General features: G+C 41.3%; 17 protein-coding genes. 1 reads left to right on the forward strand and 16 read right to left on the reverse strand.

The features are described from left to right. Positions 1-78: 78 nt before the first annotated feature. The 8 genes from AB5916_RS06510 to AB5916_RS06545 all read right to left on the reverse strand — a co-directional run bounded on the left by AB5916_RS06510 (position 79) and on the right by AB5916_RS06545 (position 6,998). A complete protein-coding gene (locus tag AB5916_RS06510; RefSeq protein WP_158422922.1) occupies positions 79-621 on the reverse strand; it encodes an HdeD family acid-resistance protein in 543 nt (180 codons plus the stop codon). After that, positions 618-2,447 (reverse strand): ATP-dependent zinc metalloprotease FtsH, encoded by a 1,830-nt coding sequence (gene ftsH / locus AB5916_RS06515; protein WP_173728004.1) that lies wholly within the window; start codon positions 2,445-2,447, stop codon positions 618-620. Before ftsH ends, AB5916_RS06510 begins: the two co-directional genes overlap by 4 nt. A gap of 231 nt (positions 2,448-2,678) precedes the next feature. Beyond that, a complete protein-coding gene (locus AB5916_RS06520; protein ID WP_368189948.1) occupies positions 2,679-3,758 on the reverse strand; it encodes an AAA family ATPase in 1,080 nt (359 codons plus the stop codon). Positions 3,759-3,850: 92 nt separating this feature from the next. Beyond that, complete coding sequence (locus AB5916_RS06525; RefSeq protein ID WP_368189843.1) at positions 3,851-3,943, reverse strand: 2-dehydropantoate 2-reductase N-terminal domain-containing protein; 93 nt, start codon at positions 3,941-3,943, stop codon at positions 3,851-3,853. A 10-nt stretch (positions 3,944-3,953) separates the two neighbouring features. Beyond that, positions 3,954-4,601, reverse strand: coding sequence for a cyclase family protein (locus AB5916_RS06530; protein ID WP_368189844.1), 648 nt, complete (start codon positions 4,599-4,601; stop codon positions 3,954-3,956). Between the two features lie 86 nt (positions 4,602-4,687). Further along, positions 4,688-6,022 (reverse strand): ATP-binding protein, encoded by a 1,335-nt coding sequence (locus AB5916_RS06535; protein ID WP_368189846.1) that lies wholly within the window; start codon positions 6,020-6,022, stop codon positions 4,688-4,690. A gap of 302 nt (positions 6,023-6,324) precedes the next feature. Then, positions 6,325-6,537, reverse strand: coding sequence for a hypothetical protein (locus AB5916_RS06540; RefSeq protein WP_158422601.1), 213 nt, complete (start codon positions 6,535-6,537; stop codon positions 6,325-6,327). A 44-nt stretch (positions 6,538-6,581) separates the two neighbouring features. Further along, a complete protein-coding gene (locus AB5916_RS06545; RefSeq protein ID WP_368189847.1) occupies positions 6,582-6,998 on the reverse strand; it encodes a hypothetical protein in 417 nt (138 codons plus the stop codon). 459 nt (positions 6,999-7,457) lie between these two features. On the opposite strand from AB5916_RS06545, the gene AB5916_RS06550 reads away from it, so the two are divergent. Then, entirely contained in the window at positions 7,458-7,997 is a 540-nt protein-coding gene (locus AB5916_RS06550; RefSeq protein ID WP_158422603.1) for a helix-turn-helix transcriptional regulator, read from the forward strand. Between the two features lie 14 nt (positions 7,998-8,011). On the opposite strand, the gene AB5916_RS06555 is transcribed toward AB5916_RS06550, so the two are convergent. The 8 genes from AB5916_RS06555 to AB5916_RS06590 form a co-directional block, all read right to left on the reverse strand. After that, on the reverse strand, positions 8,012-8,659 hold the full coding sequence (locus AB5916_RS06555) for a YitT family protein (RefSeq protein ID WP_368189848.1): 648 nt from the start codon (positions 8,657-8,659) through the stop codon (positions 8,012-8,014). A 154-nt stretch (positions 8,660-8,813) separates the two neighbouring features. Continuing rightward, positions 8,814-9,575 carry an ABC transporter ATP-binding protein gene (locus AB5916_RS06560; protein WP_368189850.1) on the reverse strand — a complete coding sequence of 254 codons (762 nt, stop codon included), beginning with the start codon at positions 9,573-9,575 and terminating at the stop codon, positions 8,814-8,816. A gap of 20 nt (positions 9,576-9,595) precedes the next feature. After that, a complete protein-coding gene (locus AB5916_RS06565; protein WP_368189851.1) occupies positions 9,596-11,971 on the reverse strand; it encodes an ABC transporter permease in 2,376 nt (791 codons plus the stop codon). 117 nt (positions 11,972-12,088) lie between these two features. Continuing rightward, the gene (locus AB5916_RS06570) at positions 12,089-13,177 is read right to left on the reverse strand and encodes an ATP-binding protein (RefSeq protein ID WP_368189853.1); all 1,089 of its coding nucleotides are present in this window, start codon (positions 13,175-13,177) and stop codon (positions 12,089-12,091) included. Continuing rightward, the gene (locus tag AB5916_RS06575; protein WP_368189854.1) at positions 13,170-13,832 is read right to left on the reverse strand and encodes a response regulator transcription factor; all 663 of its coding nucleotides are present in this window, start codon (positions 13,830-13,832) and stop codon (positions 13,170-13,172) included. The genes AB5916_RS06570 and AB5916_RS06575 overlap by 8 nt, the downstream gene beginning before the upstream one ends. 154 nt (positions 13,833-13,986) lie before the next feature. Further along, positions 13,987-14,442, reverse strand: a complete 456-nt coding sequence (locus AB5916_RS06580; protein WP_158422609.1) for a ferritin-like domain-containing protein — start codon at positions 14,440-14,442, stop codon at positions 13,987-13,989. A 259-nt stretch (positions 14,443-14,701) separates the two neighbouring features. Beyond that, positions 14,702-15,103 carry a (deoxy)nucleoside triphosphate pyrophosphohydrolase gene (locus tag AB5916_RS06585; protein WP_158422610.1) on the reverse strand — a complete coding sequence of 134 codons (402 nt, stop codon included), beginning with the start codon at positions 15,101-15,103 and terminating at the stop codon, positions 14,702-14,704. Between the two features lie 21 nt (positions 15,104-15,124). Continuing rightward, a complete protein-coding gene (locus tag AB5916_RS06590) occupies positions 15,125-18,097 on the reverse strand; it encodes a DUF3427 domain-containing protein (RefSeq protein ID WP_368189856.1) in 2,973 nt (990 codons plus the stop codon). Between the last annotated feature and the right edge of the window lie 162 nt (positions 18,098-18,259).

An 18,259-nucleotide genomic window follows, 5' to 3' on the forward strand; every position in this document is an offset into this window, starting at 1 on the left:
ACATTAGCCATCCCCTTAGGTAAATCAGGGCTTCCCCTTTGCCCTGAAGGCTCCTTCTCTGGCCTTATTATAACACAATCACCAGCCGCCTCCAATATCTGAAAACGCAGTGATCAAGCAGTCAATGCCCAAGAGCAGTAAATACACTCCCATAAGCACTCCAATGGAAAAAACAGAAAATCCAGGGTTTACGATCATCAGCACTGCCAGCACCAGCCCTGCTGTATTGATGACCAGGCTGAAATAATAATAAGCATTACCAGCCACAAAGCGTACAATATTCAGATGGGAAAGCCTGGAAATACAATGTGCGATAAACCAGATAGGCACTAAAAGCGCAATGATCCATTTTCCTGCATCCGGATGTACCAATAGCATAAACCCTGCCATAACGCTTAAAAGTCCGGCAATCAGGGATACAGAGGGGCCAAAACCCATATGCTGTTCCATCTTTACATAAAAAACAAGATCTCCGATACCAGTTACCACAGCCAAAAGTCCGTACAGGATCACAAAACCTTCCAGAATACTGCCAGGATGTACACAGGTAAAAATTCCCAGAAGGATCAAAAGAAGTCCTTCAATAAATTCCAGCCATCCAAAACCAGAACGTCTTCTCATTTCTGTCCACCTCCCTCTTCATTCAGAATCTGCATAAACTCATCGCCTGTAATGGTTTCTTTTTCATAGAGAACCTTTGCAAGCTGATCCAGCTTCTCCCGGTTGTCCTCCAGAAGCTTTTTCGCTTTTTCATGCTCTTTTCTTACAAGCTCTACTACCTTGCGGTCGATCTCTTTCTGGGTATCCGAAGAACATGCAAGAGATGTATCGCCGCCCAGATACTGGTTATTTACAGTTTCCATGGCAACCATGTCAAATTCCTCACTCATTCCGTAACGGGTGATCATGGCTCTTGCCAGTTTGGTTGCCTGCTCTATATCATTGGATGCACCTGTGGTGATCTCTCCAAATACCACTTCTTCTGCTGCACGGCCGCCGGTAAAGGTGGCAATTTTGTTCAGAATCTCCTGCTTTGTCAGAAGATATTTATCCCCCTGTTCTACCTGCATGGTATAACCAAGCGCACCGGAAGTCCTTGGAATAATGGTGATCTTCTGTACAGGTGCAGAGTTTGTCTGAAGGGCAGCAACAAGGGCATGACCGATCTCGTGATAGGAAACCACTTTCTTTTCATGGTCGGAGAGCACGGCATTCTTCTTCTGGTACCCAGCGATCACTACCTCTACGCTTTCCTCCAGATCCGCTTCCTCTACTACAGTTCTGCCACTTCGCACTGCGCGAAGGGCAGCCTCATTGATAATATTGGCCAGTTCAGCACCGGATGCACCGGATGCCATTCTTGCAATAGTATGGAAATCCACATCATCGGATGCATGGATCTTTCTTGCATGAACCTTCAGGATCGCTTCCCTGCCCTGGAGATCCGGCAATTCTACCGGCACTCTCCTGTCAAAACGTCCTGGTCGGGTCAGTGCAGGGTCCAGGGATTCCGGACGGTTGGTTGCTGCCAGGATGATCACACCATTATTTCCCTCAAATCCATCCATCTCAGTAAGCAGCTGGTTCAGAGTCTGCTCCCGTTCATCATTTCCGCCCACCTGACCATCACGTTTTTTACCGATAGCATCGATCTCATCAATGAATACAATACACGGAGCCTTTTCCTTTGCCTGCTTAAACAGGTCACGTACCTTGGAAGCTCCCATGCCTACAAACATTTCCACAAATTCAGAGCCGGACATGGAGAAAAACGGCACATTCGCTTCTCCGGCCACAGCCTTTGCCAGCATAGTCTTACCTGTACCCGGAGGGCCTACAAGCAAAACTCCTTTTGGCATTGCTGCACCTACCTGGGTATATTTCTCAGGATTGTGAAGGTAATCTACGATCTCAGCCAGGTTTTCTTTTGCCTCATCCTCACCTGCTACATCGCTGAAATGGATTCCTTCTGTTGACTGCACATATACTTTTGCATTGCTTTTGCCCATTCCAAAGCTTAAGGCATTCTTACCACCTGCCTGCTCGATCAGCTTCTTGCTCATGTACTGTCCAAGCAGTACAAAGATCAAAAGCGGAAGAAACACAGTCAGCAGGGTACTCATCAGCGGAGACATGGTTGTGTCAATCTCTTTTGTAAATTCTGCCCCACTTTTATGAAGACGCTCTGTCAGGGTAGGATCCTCCATAACACCTGTTTTATATATCTTATCTTCATCCTTATTCGTAAATACGATCTGGTTATCTTCAATTTCTACTTTACCGATCTTGCCATCATCGATCATGTCCATGAATGTTCCATAATCCACTTCTTTCACCTGACGTTCCATAAGAACAGGTGAAACAAACAGATTAAAGAGAAACAGTACAAGTATGACGATCCCATAATAATACATCAACGGCTTTTTCGGTGATTTCACTTCTTTCATGATCTGTGTATCCTCCTTTTTTATTCCTTTCTGAGCCAGAAATTCCTGTAATTTTTTAACTCCTGCTCTGGTTGTTCTATATTCTATCGCACAGGCTACCGGTTTTCAATAAACAGATTTCCTCAAATGCACAAAAAAGACATAAAAAAGAGCATATGTGCACTTTTGCATATATACTCTTTGCTTATTATGCTTGAAGCCATTGCCCCACATCATTTTAGCTATATTTTTTCACAGCTCTACAGCTATTTCCACGTTCTTGCCACAAAATGCAACTCCATATTTATAAATATGATCTATACCAGCAGCTTTTAAATCTATATCATATTTATTCTCATTTATCTGCCGTAAAGCTGTCTCAGAAAGCTGTTTTAACTGTTTTTCCGTACAGTCTTTTCCTGCCTTTAATTCTATCAGGATACCTGGCAGCCCTTTACTTAAAGGTTTTAACTGGATATCATATCTGCCATCCCCGGATTCCCTGTTTGAAGTTGCGAATGTACCCCCTACTAATGCACATAAACCTAACATGAATCCATGATAGAAATTCTCCCCAGCTGTATCAAAAAAACTGACAGATTGAAGCAGCATCGTCTGGATTAACTTCTGAAGTTTTTTGCAGTCTCCGGTAAAAATTGCTTCCTGAACCTGGATTGCAGTAGGCTGGGGAATCAGCCTTTCAAGCTTCTGCAATATTTCTTTACGATACACTACCGCAATTTCCTGATTCGGCAAAGCCACCTGACACATAAAATCCCCATTAAAAGATAAAGTTGTACTCACAGCTTTTAAATATCCGGTAATGAGAAGAAAGCTATAGATCGTTGACGGATTATTTTTAATCTGTGGATAAATCACCCCGGTATCAATATACGTGATAAAACTTTCGCCGTTAAGCAACGCTGTTAAACGGATGTACATTTCTGCATCCGCTTCACCAAGAATCTCACCAATAATATCATTACTTCCTGTTGATACCCAGAAGGCCCTTGGTTCACATTCATTGCTGAAATAATTAATGACAGACCAGGGATTAAAAATCTCTGTTTTACCAAAGCAATAGCCATCATACCATTTACAGATCTCATCATACTTGTCAGATGCCCCATAATAATCGGCCATCTTTTTTACTTCATCAGCAGTAAAGCCAAAATAAGAACTATATTTATTGTCCAGCACAGAATAAATGGCAAGATTATTCATTCCACTGAAGATGCTTTCTTTTGCTACTCGCAAAATCCCGGTAAGAAATCCGAAAGATAAATTCTTATTATCCTTAAATCCCCCTTTCCCATATTTTTCTGCAGATATTCTGCCGCTTTTGTATAGGCAGACATGGACAGCCCCATGTCGCTCCCATTTTCACCGCATCATATACAAGTCCTCGGATCTCTGAAGCCTTGTCACATTTTTTCTAAGGTCAGACCATTTTCCTGCATTGCCTGTAGATGAGCTCCTCTGGCAATCAGGGTAACATCCTTCCCTGCCTTTGTCATGTAGTCTCCCTTATTTTTCCCACCATGCAACTGCCCGGATAGGCGATCCGTCACAGTTTTCCAGTTTTAAAGGAAAACAGCTGAACCAGAACAGATCATCTCCACAGAGTTCCAAATTTTTCAGATTTTCAATATTCACGATCTCTTTTTCTTTAAAAAGCTGTTTATGTCTTGTCAGATTCTCATCTGCGATAGGATCCAGGCCGATCACATCAAAGCCGATCCCTTTATAATTGCCAGCCAGAATATACTGCATCACCTGCTCATCCAGGCAGGGATAATCCCCGAAGTAACTGTCTGTTCCCCAGCGCTTATCCCATCCAAGATAAAAAAGGAGAAAATCAGCCTGTGCACTTTTTTCTCCATATTTCATAATCTGCGCCATTGTGATAGGCTCCCCTTCTTTCAGGCCACAGCAGTCGATCACCAGTGCTTTTCCAATAAACTGCCCTGCCGTGAACTGATCCAGAGTGGTCCGTCCTGCATACAGATGAGCCGGTGGATCCATGTGTGTACCTGTATGAGTAAACATACACAGCTTTGTTTCTTTAAATCCATCCTTTTCATAACTGTTTGCAGGCAAAAACTGGGGCGGCTCTGTCCCCGGATAAACCGGCATGTCCGGCCGGATGGTATGTGTCAGATCAATTACTTTCATATTCATGTCTCCTCCCTCAGGTGCTCTCATATTATCTAACCATATTTTAGCATGTCTTGCGCCTGATGTGGAGAAAAACTTATTCGTCATGATTTCCCTGATAAATATTTTTTCAATAAAAATGTGCAGAAATATGGAAATGTGCAAATCCCATCCTCAATTCCTACGTTGCTGTCTGCCAGCTTTATTCCCCAATGAATATCACTGTACGAATCACTGGATATTAACTTTCGCAGGGATCTTGAACGATTATTGTTTGCTTTTACTTCTACTGGTACCAGTTCATCCTTCGTTCTCACAAAAAAATCTTCTTCCAGAGTCGCACTCTCTTTTTTATAATAATACAGCCCAAGCCCTTGTTTTATAAAGGCCTCTGCTACAAAGTTTTCATATAAAGCGCCTTTATACACTCCCAGATTTTTATTCGCTCTCAGATCTTCCTGCGCCTCTTCATCTAAGGATGCGATCAGCAAACCGGTATCTGGATAATAAATCTTATATTTTGACTCATCATAATTTCCCTTCAGCGGAAGTTCCGGATAGTTCAAGCAGTAACATATGGATATTACTCCCGCATCCTCCAGCCAGGTTATACATCCCATATATTCCCGGCTTCTGGCCTTTTTGTCTATTTTGCTCAACTGAAACTTCTTATTTTCTTTTGCAAGCTGTGCAGGAACATTTCGATATACACTTACAATTTTAGTCTGATCCAGATCCTCTGCGTATTTCCGGATATCTTCCTCATAATCCAGCTGGATCTGTCTTTGGATTTCCAATGTTTCAGAAAAAGTGCCTGTTTCAATATACTTTTTGACAACAGCCGGCATCCCACCTAGAACACAGAAGTCCAGAAACAGCTTTTTATAAACCGCTAATTCCGTATCAGAAAATGGAACTCCATCCTGCATATGCTTTAAAAGATTGTCAATATGAATTTCTGTATATCCCTTTGCCCACAGAAACTCTTCAAAATCCATGGAAAACATTTCGTAATCTGTTTTGTATCCAACACTGTTGCTATGAATTTTCTTGTAGTTAATTCCAAGTAAAGAACCACTGCATATCACATCAAATCTGCCATCCAGCTTAAACGCTTTCAGAGAAGTTGCAATATCTGGAACTTCCTGCAATTCATCAAAGATAATCAGGGTTTTGCCTTGAATAAATTTTTTTGATGGATCCAGCAGAGATATATTTTTTATAATTTCATTAACCCCATAGCCATCACTTAATATTGTTTTGTATTTTGGTTCAAGTACAAAATTAATACTTACAATGTTTTCATAATTTTTCTGTGCAAAATGAAAAATGGACTCTGTTTTGCCAATCTGCCTTGCACCTTTTACAATTAGCGGAAGCTTATCCTCACGATTTCTCCATGCTAAAAGATAATCGTCTATTTTCCTTCTTAAATACATCGTCTGCTACCTCCTGATGTTAGTATATCACGTTTTTGGCTCTTTTCAATTTGGTTTTCACGTTTTTATCTTCTTTTTATTCTGATTTTTCACGTTTTTATGCGTTTTTTGCAGTAGTATTTCACGTTTTTTATAAAATCATTCAAGAGAAGCACTTTCTATTTGTAATTCCAACAATACCGCAAATAATATGTCCGAACCATTTCCACGCAAAAATCCGGAACAATGCGATGCACTCTCACATTATTCCGGATTATGATGTCTAATGATTTTACTTTACCTTTTGTATTGCATTTTACTGTTTATCTTGATGCAACCAATCCTATAACCCCGATAATGAGCAGCAACGGGAATGCTACTGAAAGCAGTCCGCCTGCCACCATAACTATCAGGATCAATGGAAGAAATACAATATTTAATACAAATTTGGAAATCCCCCAGGCTGCCTTAAGCCCAAAACAAAACAGCTTTCCAAACACACCGAACATACAAAAAACAAATAATAATGTAAACATCTCTGTGTCACTCCTTTAAAATCCTTCAATATCTTTTAATATCATCAATATCTCTGCAGCTGCCTTAATACATCTTCCACCCTGCGGATGGCTTCGTCAATCTGTCTGCGCGCCTTGTTGATCCTGTCCTGAACCATCAGATCCACAAATGCATTGTCAAAAAAGACATCTGCAAAAGTCAGAAGATCACTGGTTTCAATATGCAGGTCATATATCATACTTACGTCTCGCAACTCTCTGCTGAAATTATCCAGATCATATCTGGCCTGTTCCATACACTGTCTGGCCTGCTGCATCTTGGACTGCTTCACCATACTGGAAAAGAATCCTCCTTGAAAAATATCCCACAAGCCCCAGTTCCTTGCACTTGAAAGATTATCCTGTGCTGCCCGGAGGCTATGTAATGCTCTCTGGCCTGCCTCAATGGCTTCTCTTTTTTCTTTTTCTATATCATATCCCATGATGATTCTCCTTATTGTATACTGCCTTTTCTTCCTGCTCATATCATACATTATATCGCTGTTTGTTGCTGAAATAAATCCATTTTCTGAATTTCTTTCTTTTGGTAATGCGTCCTACATAAATAAAATCATTCTTACCAGTGTTCCAACCACAGTTACGATCAGCCATTCATTCTTTATCATTTCTTCTTCCTCTGCTTTCATATTGTGCTGGCTTGAAAACCGATTTATCTTTTATCCCAAGCCTGTTGCTGTATTCCGGATTTTGTCTCATCTCTTCCAGTATCCGTACCATCCTTCTTCTTTCGATAACGTCCATACCTCGTTTCTTTCTTTTTTATTTCCTTGCCGTCAACTGATAAATCCAGTATAATAAAACACAGCACCAAAATATACATCTGCTTTATTGAAATAACAGCACATATTTCTCTGTTTTTGGAGATATAGGGAGGAGACAGTATGGGGAAGCAATCTACCCGTGAGAATAAAACAATTTATCAGATCTGCCGCGAAGAGCAGGGACTGACCCGTGAAAAAGCCAGTGAAAAAATGATCGGTGTATCCGCTTCAAGAATTGAAAAAATAGAATACGAACTGCAGGATCCTACACCATATGATATCGTCCAGATGGCTGACTGTTACAGGCGGCCGGATCTGTGCAACTATTATTGTTCCCACAAGTGTACCATTGGTGACAGATATGTACCTGAGATTGAGGTTTCCGAGCTCTCCACCATTATCCTGGAAACCATTGCAAGTCTGAATGAGATCAATCCTCTTACCAGCCGCCTGATCCAGATCGCCAGAGATGGGAAAGTCACGGACGATGAGATCCATGATTTTGCATATATCAGCCAAAAGCTGGATGAAGTTTCCCTGGCCATTGATTCCCTGAATCTGTGGGTAGACAAAACCGCAGGAGAAAATAACCTTAACATAGAGCTTTTAAACAGAGAAAAAGAAAAATTAAAATTAAAACCAAAAAAGGGCGGTAATTAAACCACCCTTCTCCATCAATCCGATTGACTTGGATCTCCTTGCCTGGATCTTAATTTACTTATATCAAAATCCTGTATGATTCCGATCAGCTGTCCGGATATGATCACCGTCAGAAGTGAATACCCGATCCGCTTCAGTGGAATATAGCTGATAGACAGCATAAGCACCACAAGATCGCTGATCAGATACACCCACTGTACCTTAAGGCCCGTTAAATGGGATACTCCCATTGCAAGGGCATCATCTCCGGAAATAGCACCTCCGATCCTTACACATGCCCCGGCTCCAACACCTACGAATATTGCTCCTACGACAGATGCCACCAAAGGCATGTTATAAAGCTGAGGCCATAAGGGCTCAAACTGTTCAAAGATACGATATGCCACAGAAAAGCTTACTGTGGCTATACCTGAATAGACAAGAAATATACGTCCCAGTATTTTCCATCCTAACGCATAGCAGATCACATTGGCCACAAAATTCGTAACCGCAGGCGATATGCCAAACCAGTGCTCCAGCAAAAGGTTCAGGCCGATCACGCCTCCTTCTGTCATCCCGGAAAGCGAATGGACATGATAAAGACCAAAGGCCAAAAACGTGCTGCTCAACACAGCAATGATGCAATTTTTAATTTTGATATCTTTAAAAAGTTTTTCCCTCAATCCCAATTTTTACTCACCAATCTTTTCTGTTATTTCTCGCTGCCCTATCTTTCTGAGCAGCAAAAATACTCCTCACATGACAGAGCGTGTAAAGATTATTATCCCCTATCATGACCAAATCGTCAAGCAAAAACCGATTATTGATTCTTTTATCCTACCAGCCCAGATCCATCAGCCAGTTATTTAATCCACGTTCCCTTTCCTTTTCAGCTGTAAGATGTTCCGGATGGGTATATTCTCCCTTGATATTGCCATCTACAATATAAAGGATCCTGCTGCATCTGGCGGCAACCTTTGCATCATGTGTAACCATTACAATAGTCGTACCCTCCTGATTCAGCTTTACCAGTTCATCCATAACCTGGTTGGAAGAAGTGCGGTTCAAAGCTCCTGTAGGCTCATCTGCAAACAGCAGTCTTGGCTGGTTCATCATACTTCTGCAGATACAGGCTCTCTGAAGCTGTCCGCCGGATACCTCATTCACATCATTATCAGCAATTTCAATAATACCCAGCTTACGCATCAGCTGTTCTCCCCTTTTTTGCTTCTGGCTTCTGCTTTCATCTGTTTTTTTGCTTTCTACAGCCGGAAGTATGATATTATCCAGGATAGTCAGATTTTTCATCATATACATCTGTTGAAAAATAAATCCCATTTCATCCAGCCGAAGCTTTGTCAGTTCCTTTTCACTAAGAGTAGTCAAGTCCTTTCCTTCAAAAAGCACCTGTCCGCCTGTTGCACGATCCATCCCGGATATTGCATACAAAAGCGTGGATTTTCCGGAACCTGAAGGCCCCATGATTGCCACCATATCCCCTTCATTTACCTGAAGATTTACATTTCTAAGTACGTTGTTTTGTCGTTTATCTATAACATATGTTTTGCAAAGATTCTTTGCACAAAGTAATGCTGCCATTTTGATTTCCTCCCTTTTTGCTACTCGATGTTTGCTGTATCATTGCTTCTGATCTTCCGGATATGCAATGCGGTGATGCCGCTTCCCAGAAATGTTATACATAAAATCACAGCCGGATACATAAGAAAAATTTTCCACGGACTGATCACAAAGGAAACCTTTCCGGCTCCTGTCATACCAAACAGCGGATTTCCTACCAGGTATGTTACCGGTACGGAACATAATGCAGCCAACAGCACTGCAAATAATGTAACTATTCCAAACCGCATAATGTGCCATCTGATGATCCTGGAGCTGCCAAAGCCAATAGCCTTCAGAATAGCGATCTGGCTTCTTTCATCTGCAAGGAATGACCGTTCCATCAGAACGCATACCAACAGGATCACGATCATTGTAATGCCAAGCAACAGATACTGTACAGCCTCCACAGTAGATGCTATACCCATCATATCATCACAATACTCCACTGCATTCATCACGTGATCGATTTCAAACAGCTTTTCTACTTTTTCTTTACGAGTTTCAATTTCTTCTGCAGGAGGATCATCCTGGAAATTGATCTGATAAGGCATCAAAGTTGAAAGATATCTAAAATCTGTAGGTGCATCCTCATGAAGCCGGATCACCTGTCCAAGCTGATTCATACTCTGGAAATATGCCACCACCACACAATCAACGGTTTCTGTCCCAAAATCAATTGACATGGTATCTCCAAGTTTCGCACCTATCAGGTTGCTAATAGTAGGGGTGATGGCAATTTCATTTTTATTTCCAGGTGCCTCCCCTTCCGTGTATTCGTACTCTGATGCATTTGTATGGATTCCCTGCTGGCAGGAAAGAGAATAATCTTTATCCTTTACCCGCACCTTATATTTATACAATGCTTCCACGCACATCTTTGCAGGCATTCCATCATCAGCCAGAAGTTGTTCCTGATCAGCCAGATATGTTTCTACCTGCTTTTCCCCATCCTGGGTTATGCTGTTGATCCCAGTCTCCTGATCCTGATAATACAGATCACTTCGTTTTCCGAAGGTTGTAACAAAAGTATCACTTCGCAGGGTTGCACTCACATTCACAAATACCAGCACAAACAGCGTACAGATAAAAAAGGCAATGATAATAGTCATATACCGTCTCAGTGCACTGAATATATCATTCACTGCCAGAAATGTACTGGTGCTTCTGTGGCTTTTCCCAAGCCTGAACGGGGATTTCTTCTTGTAGCGCTCCCCTGTCTCACCGGAACGGATAGCATCAATAGGTGAATACTTTTTCACCAGCTTCGTACACCGGAATGTAAAAAGAAGGATCACACCTACCACTAGAACTGCGCCAATCACTGACAGAAGAAAATGGTTATCTGCTTCCAGTACCATATTATTACTTACAGACTGCAAAAGCAGCTTTGAAAAAGGAACACTGAGCAAAAGCCCTGCCCCGGCTCCTACCACTGACATCATCAGATACTTTGCAAGATACAGGCTGCGGATTCTGAAATTGCTGATACCAATTGCCTTCATAACCCCGATCTCACGAAATTCCTCGGAAATAGTAAAAGTAATGGAGAATTTCAGCACAACAAAAGAGATCAGAATCAGACACACACTTAAGATCAGTATTGTAAATGCTACGATCATGTTCATCACATAAGTGGTTTTTATCATGGAATATGCACCTGAAAACATAACTCCTGGTACTTCAGAGATCAGGGATGCCAGATCCGACTCCTGTGCACCATCTGCCAGGTCAATATAGCACACCTGGCCCTGATATTTATTACGTACATTCTCATTTGAAAACAGCTTTTCCATTTCCCTTTCATTAAAAAGAAATCTTCTGTTTTGCATCATAGGTGAACCGAAAAGTGCATCCTTGGCCGTACCGTCCAAAGTTACGGAAAAAAATATGCTGTCATATGTAACTGTAATCTTATCACCTGTCTTAAGATCGTTCTCTTCCATGAAATCCCCGGTTACATAGGCATGCCCGGGTTGGATTTCTGTGATCTGTTTGTTGTCTTTATCAAAGTATTTCAACTGACTGTCTTCCAAAGCCTGGAAAACTACTGAATTTTTCGCTTCGATCTTTGTTCCGTCCGCTTTTTTCAGATTGGATTTATCACCCCAGATCACAGGTTCTATGCGGCATTCTTTGATATCATCATTTCCTTGCAACACATCTTCCAGCGCTGTCTTGCTTTCTTCTCCCATGGAGATCACCACATAATCCCCGATCCCGGCCTTTTTCAGATAATGGTCTGTTCCGTTCATAACAGAGACCACATTACTGAGTCCGCTTGCCACAAACATGGCAGCCAGCAGGATAAAAGAAAGAAGGACAGCATTCATCACTTTTTTTCTTTTTAAATCTTTTTTCAAAATACGAAAAAACATCCTGGATTTTCCTCCCTTTGTTTGATGTATCCATCTTACAGGAGAATTTATTAAACAATCCTTAAATGCCTGCTGTTCAGTAACTATTTTTATCTTAATCATTGCTTTTTACACCGGTCATACCTTTCGCACAACCATAGTTACAACAAAATCCTGCTCCTGGATTTCCGCATATACTTCCCCATCCATTTTTCGCATCAGCTGCCTGCTGATATAAAGCCCCAGCCCGGATCCCTTGGCTGAACCGGCATTGCTGCCTCGATAAAAAGAATCAAACAGATTCACAAGCTCTTCTGCTTTTAGTGTACAGCCGGAATTAAGCACATGAATCAATATACAATCCTCTTCCTCTCCAAAAGAGAGATTAACTCTTTCTCCATTCCCGTATTTCACCGCATTTTCCAGGAGATTCTGCAATACCTCGATCAGCCGGTCAGGATCTCCCTTTAATAAACAGTCTGTATAGGCCTGTATTTCAAAGCTGACATGCAGCTGTCCCAGTTTGTCCTCATAAAGCATCCGAATCGCTTCTATCACAGTTGAAAGATAAACCTCTCCTGGATCTACTGTCAGATGCAGGAAATCCTCCCTGGAAGCTTCCGTAATCTCACTTACGTAATCTTCGATCTCTTTTATATTTTTCTCAATGCCATGATATGCTTCCACACACTTTTCTTCCGTTGTATAAAGCCCTTCTTCCAGCACTCTTACGTACAGGTGGATGGCAGATAAAGGCGTCTTGATATCATGTGTAAGAGACAGGATCAGAGTCTTTTTCTCCTTTTGCAACTGTAGTTGTTTTTCTTTATTATCCTCAAGAGTATTTCGCAGCATGTCCATTCCCCATAGGAATCTGCCAAGGTATTGGCTTTTCTCTGCCGGAATCGGCATAGACAGATTTCCCTTTGCCAGTTCCTCTGTAAGATGCTCCATTCTGTGAAAAGGTTTTATTATTTTTTTCTTCATATAAGTCACTAAAAAAACAGACATGAAAAACAAGATTCCCAGGGCAATATCCATAAGGATCCATGTTCTGTAGTCTGTCCGATTATAAAAAACCTTGTAGATCGTATCTGTTTTTTCTTGTAGTTTCCGGAGCACTGGTTCAGGATCTGCAATCCATATGTAGTAAATCAGGTTGGCAATCCCAATGAAAACCAGTTCCAGTCCAAGAAATCTTCTTGCAAATTTTTTATACTCATTCATATCTGTACCCAGTCCCCCACACAGTAATAATATGCTTTGGATCCTTCGGATCCTGCTCAATCTTCCTACGAAGCCATTTAATGTGAACAGTAAGGGTCTGTAGCTCGGATTCGCTGTCACTGCCCCATACACGATTAAACAGGTATTCCTTCTTTAGAGTAGTTCCTTTATTCTCGACCAACAGCTTTAGTAATTGAAATTCCTTTTCCGTAACATTCACAGGCTTTCCATTCACAGTAATGGTCTGGGATACGTTATTCAGCTTCAGATGGCCGCACACAAGCTCATCCAGCGCATATTTTCGCTTGAAGATCCCATTGATCTTTGCCATCAGTATATCAATATCATAAGGCTTGCCGATGTAGTCATCCGCTCCAATCTGCAAGCCTTTTAATGTACTTTCCTTATCTGTCCTAGCACTTGCAATGAGAATATGGGTATTGGAAGTCTCCCGTATTTTGGCACAGACAGAAAAGCCATCCACTCCTGGCAGGCCGATATCCAGCACGATCAGATTGGCGCCGTACCTTTCAAAAATGTCAAGGGCTTTTTCCCCTGTTTCTGCAAGACTTACGGTATAATTCTCTTTTCTGATAAAATCGCATAACAGTGTCCCGATTTCTATGTTGTCTTCTACAATAATAATATCCGGCACCTGTTTCTCCCTCCTGTGGTTCAGTCATGTCTTGTAACTGATATACAGATTATACATCTGCCAGCCAAAAGTCAACAAAATGTTTGATCATTCCCGATACCACAGCATTATAAATCCCGGCTGAAAATTCAGCCGGGTTATTTCTACACATCCACTATGCCATGCTGTTGACCGTTTTATATTTATAAAGCATCTCCGCATGGTTCTGCTCTTCGATCTGGATATCTGCCAAAAGTTTTCTCACACCTGGATCTCCAAACGCAAACACTTCTGTATTGTAAGTGGAAGAAACAAGTTTTTCTGTTCCGATACAATCGGTTGCAAGGAAGCTGTCTGCCTTCTTATCCTCTGAAGGTGCCATACTGTACGTAGCGGTTGGTTGATAATCTTTCCCCGCACAGTCATTGCAATCACAGGAAGGTACTCTTCCAGACAATACCTGTGTGAGCGAATCTAAATGTTTCTGCTCTTTTCCCTGCAGGTCTGTAAACAGGTCAACAAGTACCTGATCCTTGGCAAGCTTACTATATCTCTGGTATTTTTCCACACAGGACTGCTCCTGTGTCTGCAAATCTTTGATCACAGTTGTCTCTTTGTCACTTAATATCATCTTTCTGCCTCTTTCCCACAGGTCTTAAAACCTGTGATTGTTTTGTACGATGCTGATTTGAGTTTCAAAATGCCCAAATCCGGATCACACAGATTGCTCCGTGCTTTGCACTCCCACAATCCTGTAATCATGATGATATTATGCGCCCCAGAAATAGTAATTATTCATTTTCTTTGTAATAAAGCGACTAAGTCCGTTTCAAGAATCTTAAGTTTCTCGATCGTTAAGGAGCTTGTTATATTTTGCTCCACCAGTTCGATTATTTCATATACTTCCCAATCGTATTGATCAAAGAGATATCTGCCGGCAGCCAGGCAACGCTGTCTAACTGATCCTTGGTAAGCCACTTTGCAGCTTCTGCTTCTTTTAGCTCAAGATGGCCTTTTGTTACTTCCGCCCAAAAACAATCCATAGAAAGGTGGAAGCTGGGATAATCATACTCAATCGTATCCACCCATTCACCAATCTTGATTTCTGTATCCAGTTCTTCCATTATTTCTCTTGCAAGAGCCTGCTGTGGTGTCTCTCCGGCTTCTACCTTTCCTCCCGGAAATTCCCATCCACCCTTAAATTCACCATAGCCTCTTGCCGTTGCAAATATTTTATTTTTCTCTTTCATATTGTCGCAGATAATTGCTGCTACTACTTTTATTGTTTTCATCTATTGAATCCCTCTAACTATTTATGCCGTAATATTAGACTGCAAGTATCTTAATAAATCCTCTCGCACTGCATGATGCATTTTTATAGTAACCTTTGTGATTGGCTGCATACGTCCACGATTATCTTCTTTCTGTGCATTTAAGGCTTTTACGATATCGAACTGTCCCATGTAATAAAAACTTGTCTCCGCATCTGATTTTTTCACAAGTAAATGCTTTCTTGCAGCTCCAAGCACATCCTGCATATAAGAGCTGTCCAGACCTTTTCCAATCTGTGAATCCCACTTAAAGATCAGATTATCCTCAAATGCATCTGCGTAATCCGGTTTTCCATCCACATAATTTTTCTCATCCTGGCTCTCTTCTTTATGATAGGTAATGAAAATAAAAACATCGTCTTTAATTCGTTTCATACCATACATGATAGAGGAAAGATCCTTCCCACAGTTCATAAGCAGACTGACATCCCTTCTGGAATACTTTTCATATAACACAAAGGGATTGTCCGCACTCCTCCCCGGAAGATACTTCTCCTGATATCTGGTAATACCAACCTTTATAATATCTTCCACCTGTGTATAGAACTGCCTGTGTGTAAGTCTTTCAGCGTAGCTTTGCACTCTTTGGATCATTCCGGGCCGGGTGCTTTCCAGGATATCGATCAAACTGAATTTCTGATATTCTGCTTCTTTACTCACAAAATGTCCCTGCAGCACCTGAACAGCATCCTTTACCTGTGCTATGCTGACCTCAAATCCAAACTTCTTTTTGTATTCTTCTGCAAAATCCTCAATCCTGATCTGATCTTTGTGAAGAAGCTGACCAAGTATTGCAAGCTCATCCGGACGCACTCCTGAGAGAACCGTTTTAGACAAATACTCCAGTGTTAATTTTTCCTGTTCACTTAAGCAATTCTTGTATTTCTCCTTTTCCATAGCCTGCATAAAAGCATCATACGTTTTATATTCTCTAATGATCACCAACGGATCAATTTCCTGATTCTCATAGAAATCATACAGAAGCGGAATCCGCCCCAGCCGATTCTTCAAAGAAATATAGCTTTCTTTGATCAAGGCTTTCATACCTTTGATCCTGTCGATGGACTTAAAGATCTTGTCCTTGGAGATCTGGTCAAAATGAACGGTCGATGCCCCTGGTATCGTACTATTCCCACTAATCACGTACTTGCGGATCACATCTGCATTATAGGAACGATCCCCTGATAATGCCACCGGTATCATGAAATTATTATTATAATTCCCGATAAAATCCAAAACAACAACATATTCTTTCCCCGGTGCTTTTCTCAGACCTCGTCCCAGCTGCTGAATGAATACAATCGGCGACTGTGTAGGTCTAAGCATAATAACCTGATTCACTTCAACAATATCCACGCCTTCATTTAATATGTCACGGGAGAAAATATAATCCAGAGGCTGCATATCTTCTGTTGCAGCAGCTTCATCCATGGCCAGTCTTTCAAATGCCGCCTGGCGTATCTCCTCACTGTCATTACCACTTAATGCAACTGTACGGTATCCCAATGCATTAAACTTTCGTGATAATTCCTCACATTCCTTCACACGGCTGCAAAAAATTAGCCCCTTTACACGATCACCACTGTAGCCATAATATTCCGACTGTTGGATCACATGTCTTACTCTCTCATCACTGGTAAGCTGATTAAATTCTTCATCTGTCAGTTTCGTACCCTGTAATGTTTTATCATCCAGAGAGATCACTTCACTGATGCCAAAATAATGAAACGGGCAAAGCAGATCCTCTTCCATAGCCTGCTGCAAACGAATTTCGTGAGCAATCTGATAATGAAAGATCTCATAAATATTTTTACCGTCCTGGTTATCATCCCGTTTGTCCGGAGTAGCTGTCATGCCCAAGAACAGCTTCGGTTTAAAATAATTAATGACCTTGGTGTAGATGTTGTTAGAACTATGGTGTGCTTCATCCAAAATAATGCAATCAAAATCATCCGGCTTGTACTGAAACAAATGTGTATCTCTATTCAAAGTTTCTACTGTTGCAAAAACATAGTCTTTCTCATATTCATAGGAACCGGCACCCACAAGGCCCATGGTAACACGTCTGTCAAATACCTTTTCATACGATTTCTTCGCCTGCTTCGCAAGTGTCACACGATGTACAAGAAATAACACTCTCTTAAACCCAAGCTCACGCATGGCAAAAGCAGACGCATAGGTCTTTCCGGTACCCGTGGCGGAGATCAAAAGTGCACGCTCTCCTCCCTGCTCCAGAATCTTCCGCAAGTTCACAATAAATCTTTCCTGCATGGAGTTTGGCTTTAATCTATATTTTTCAATAGACGGAATCTCTTCGTTTTTCGCTATTTCCCGCTGGTGCTTTATAATATTGTAGCGTTCTTTGTAGACTTCATAAAAATTATCATATGACAGAGCGTATTCACTATTCCAAAGCTTTCGGAACTCTTCTACGATTTCCTCTGCGACTTCTCCATTTTCCGTAGAAATCAGTTTTGTATTCCACTCTTTATTAACCGTCAGCGCCGCACTTGTCATATTGGAACTTCCAATGATGATCCGGTAAATCTCTTCTTTTTTGAAAATATATCCCTTCGTGTGGAAGCCATTTCCGGCAGCTTCCACGTCATACATTTTCAACGTAATATTTTTCAATCCATTGAGTTTCTCAAGTGCTCTCGGCTCGCTGAAATTCAGATAATTGGTTGTAAGGATCTGCCCCTTAATCCCCTTTTCTTCAAGCTCTTTTAAGGTCTGAAGAAGCGGAGTCACACCACCCATTGTGATAAATGCAACACTGATCTGAAACTGATCACAGCGCAGCAATTCATCCTCCACAGATGAAATTACCTTCTTCCCTTCTTCTGGATTATTCAACACAAATGCTGGCTTGTACGCCAGATTTGACGCCACGGAACCATTTATATAAGCGGCACTTAAGCCATTTTGCAATTCATTGATCACATTCCCATCCATTGAAAAATCTCCCTCTCATTTCGTAATGAGCAAAACAAATACTTTGCTTAGTATTATACCTTATAGGAGAGAGTTTGTCATTGAATATCCATGAAGCATGCATGACAAAAACAACCGAAAGAAACGGTAACAATAAAAAACTGGTTCGAACATATTAAGGTT

Source organism: Blautia sp. 1033sp1_1033st1_G9_1033SCRN_220408 (assembly GCF_040929965.1).
Lineage (GTDB): Bacteria > Bacillota > Clostridia > Lachnospirales > Lachnospiraceae > Blautia_A > Blautia_A ammoniilytica.

Coding starts and splice junctions, on each gene's coding strand:
- AB5916_RS06510 (WP_158422922.1), bottom strand. CDS start 621: ATGAGAAGACGTTCTGGTTTTGGATGGCTGGAATTTATTGAAGGACTT.
- ftsH (WP_173728004.1), bottom strand. CDS start 2,447: ATGAAAGAAGTGAAATCACCGAAAAAGCCGTTGATGTATTATTATGGG.
- AB5916_RS06525 (WP_368189843.1), bottom strand. CDS start 3,943: ATGACAAAGGCAGGGAAGGATGTTACCCTGATTGCCAGAGGAGCTCAT.
- AB5916_RS06530 (WP_368189844.1), bottom strand. CDS start 4,601: ATGAAAGTAATTGATCTGACACATACCATCCGGCCGGACATGCCGGTT.
- AB5916_RS06535 (WP_368189846.1), bottom strand. CDS start 6,022: ATGTATTTAAGAAGGAAAATAGACGATTATCTTTTAGCATGGAGAAAT.
- AB5916_RS06540 (WP_158422601.1), bottom strand. CDS start 6,537: ATGTTTACATTATTATTTGTTTTTTGTATGTTCGGTGTGTTTGGAAAG.
- AB5916_RS06545 (WP_368189847.1), bottom strand. CDS start 6,998: ATGGGATATGATATAGAAAAAGAAAAAAGAGAAGCCATTGAGGCAGGC.
- AB5916_RS06550 (WP_158422603.1), top strand. CDS start 7,458: ATGGGGAAGCAATCTACCCGTGAGAATAAAACAATTTATCAGATCTGC.
- AB5916_RS06560 (WP_368189850.1), bottom strand. CDS start 9,575: ATGGCAGCATTACTTTGTGCAAAGAATCTTTGCAAAACATATGTTATA.
- AB5916_RS06565 (WP_368189851.1), bottom strand. CDS start 11,971: ATGTTTTTTCGTATTTTGAAAAAAGATTTAAAAAGAAAAAAAGTGATG.
- AB5916_RS06570 (WP_368189853.1), bottom strand. CDS start 13,177: ATGAATGAGTATAAAAAATTTGCAAGAAGATTTCTTGGACTGGAACTG.
- AB5916_RS06580 (WP_158422609.1), bottom strand. CDS start 14,442: ATGATATTAAGTGACAAAGAGACAACTGTGATCAAAGATTTGCAGACA.
- AB5916_RS06585 (WP_158422610.1), bottom strand. CDS start 15,103: ATGAAAACAATAAAAGTAGTAGCAGCAATTATCTGCGACAATATGAAA.
- AB5916_RS06590 (WP_368189856.1), bottom strand. CDS start 18,097: ATGGATGGGAATGTGATCAATGAATTGCAAAATGGCTTAAGTGCCGCT.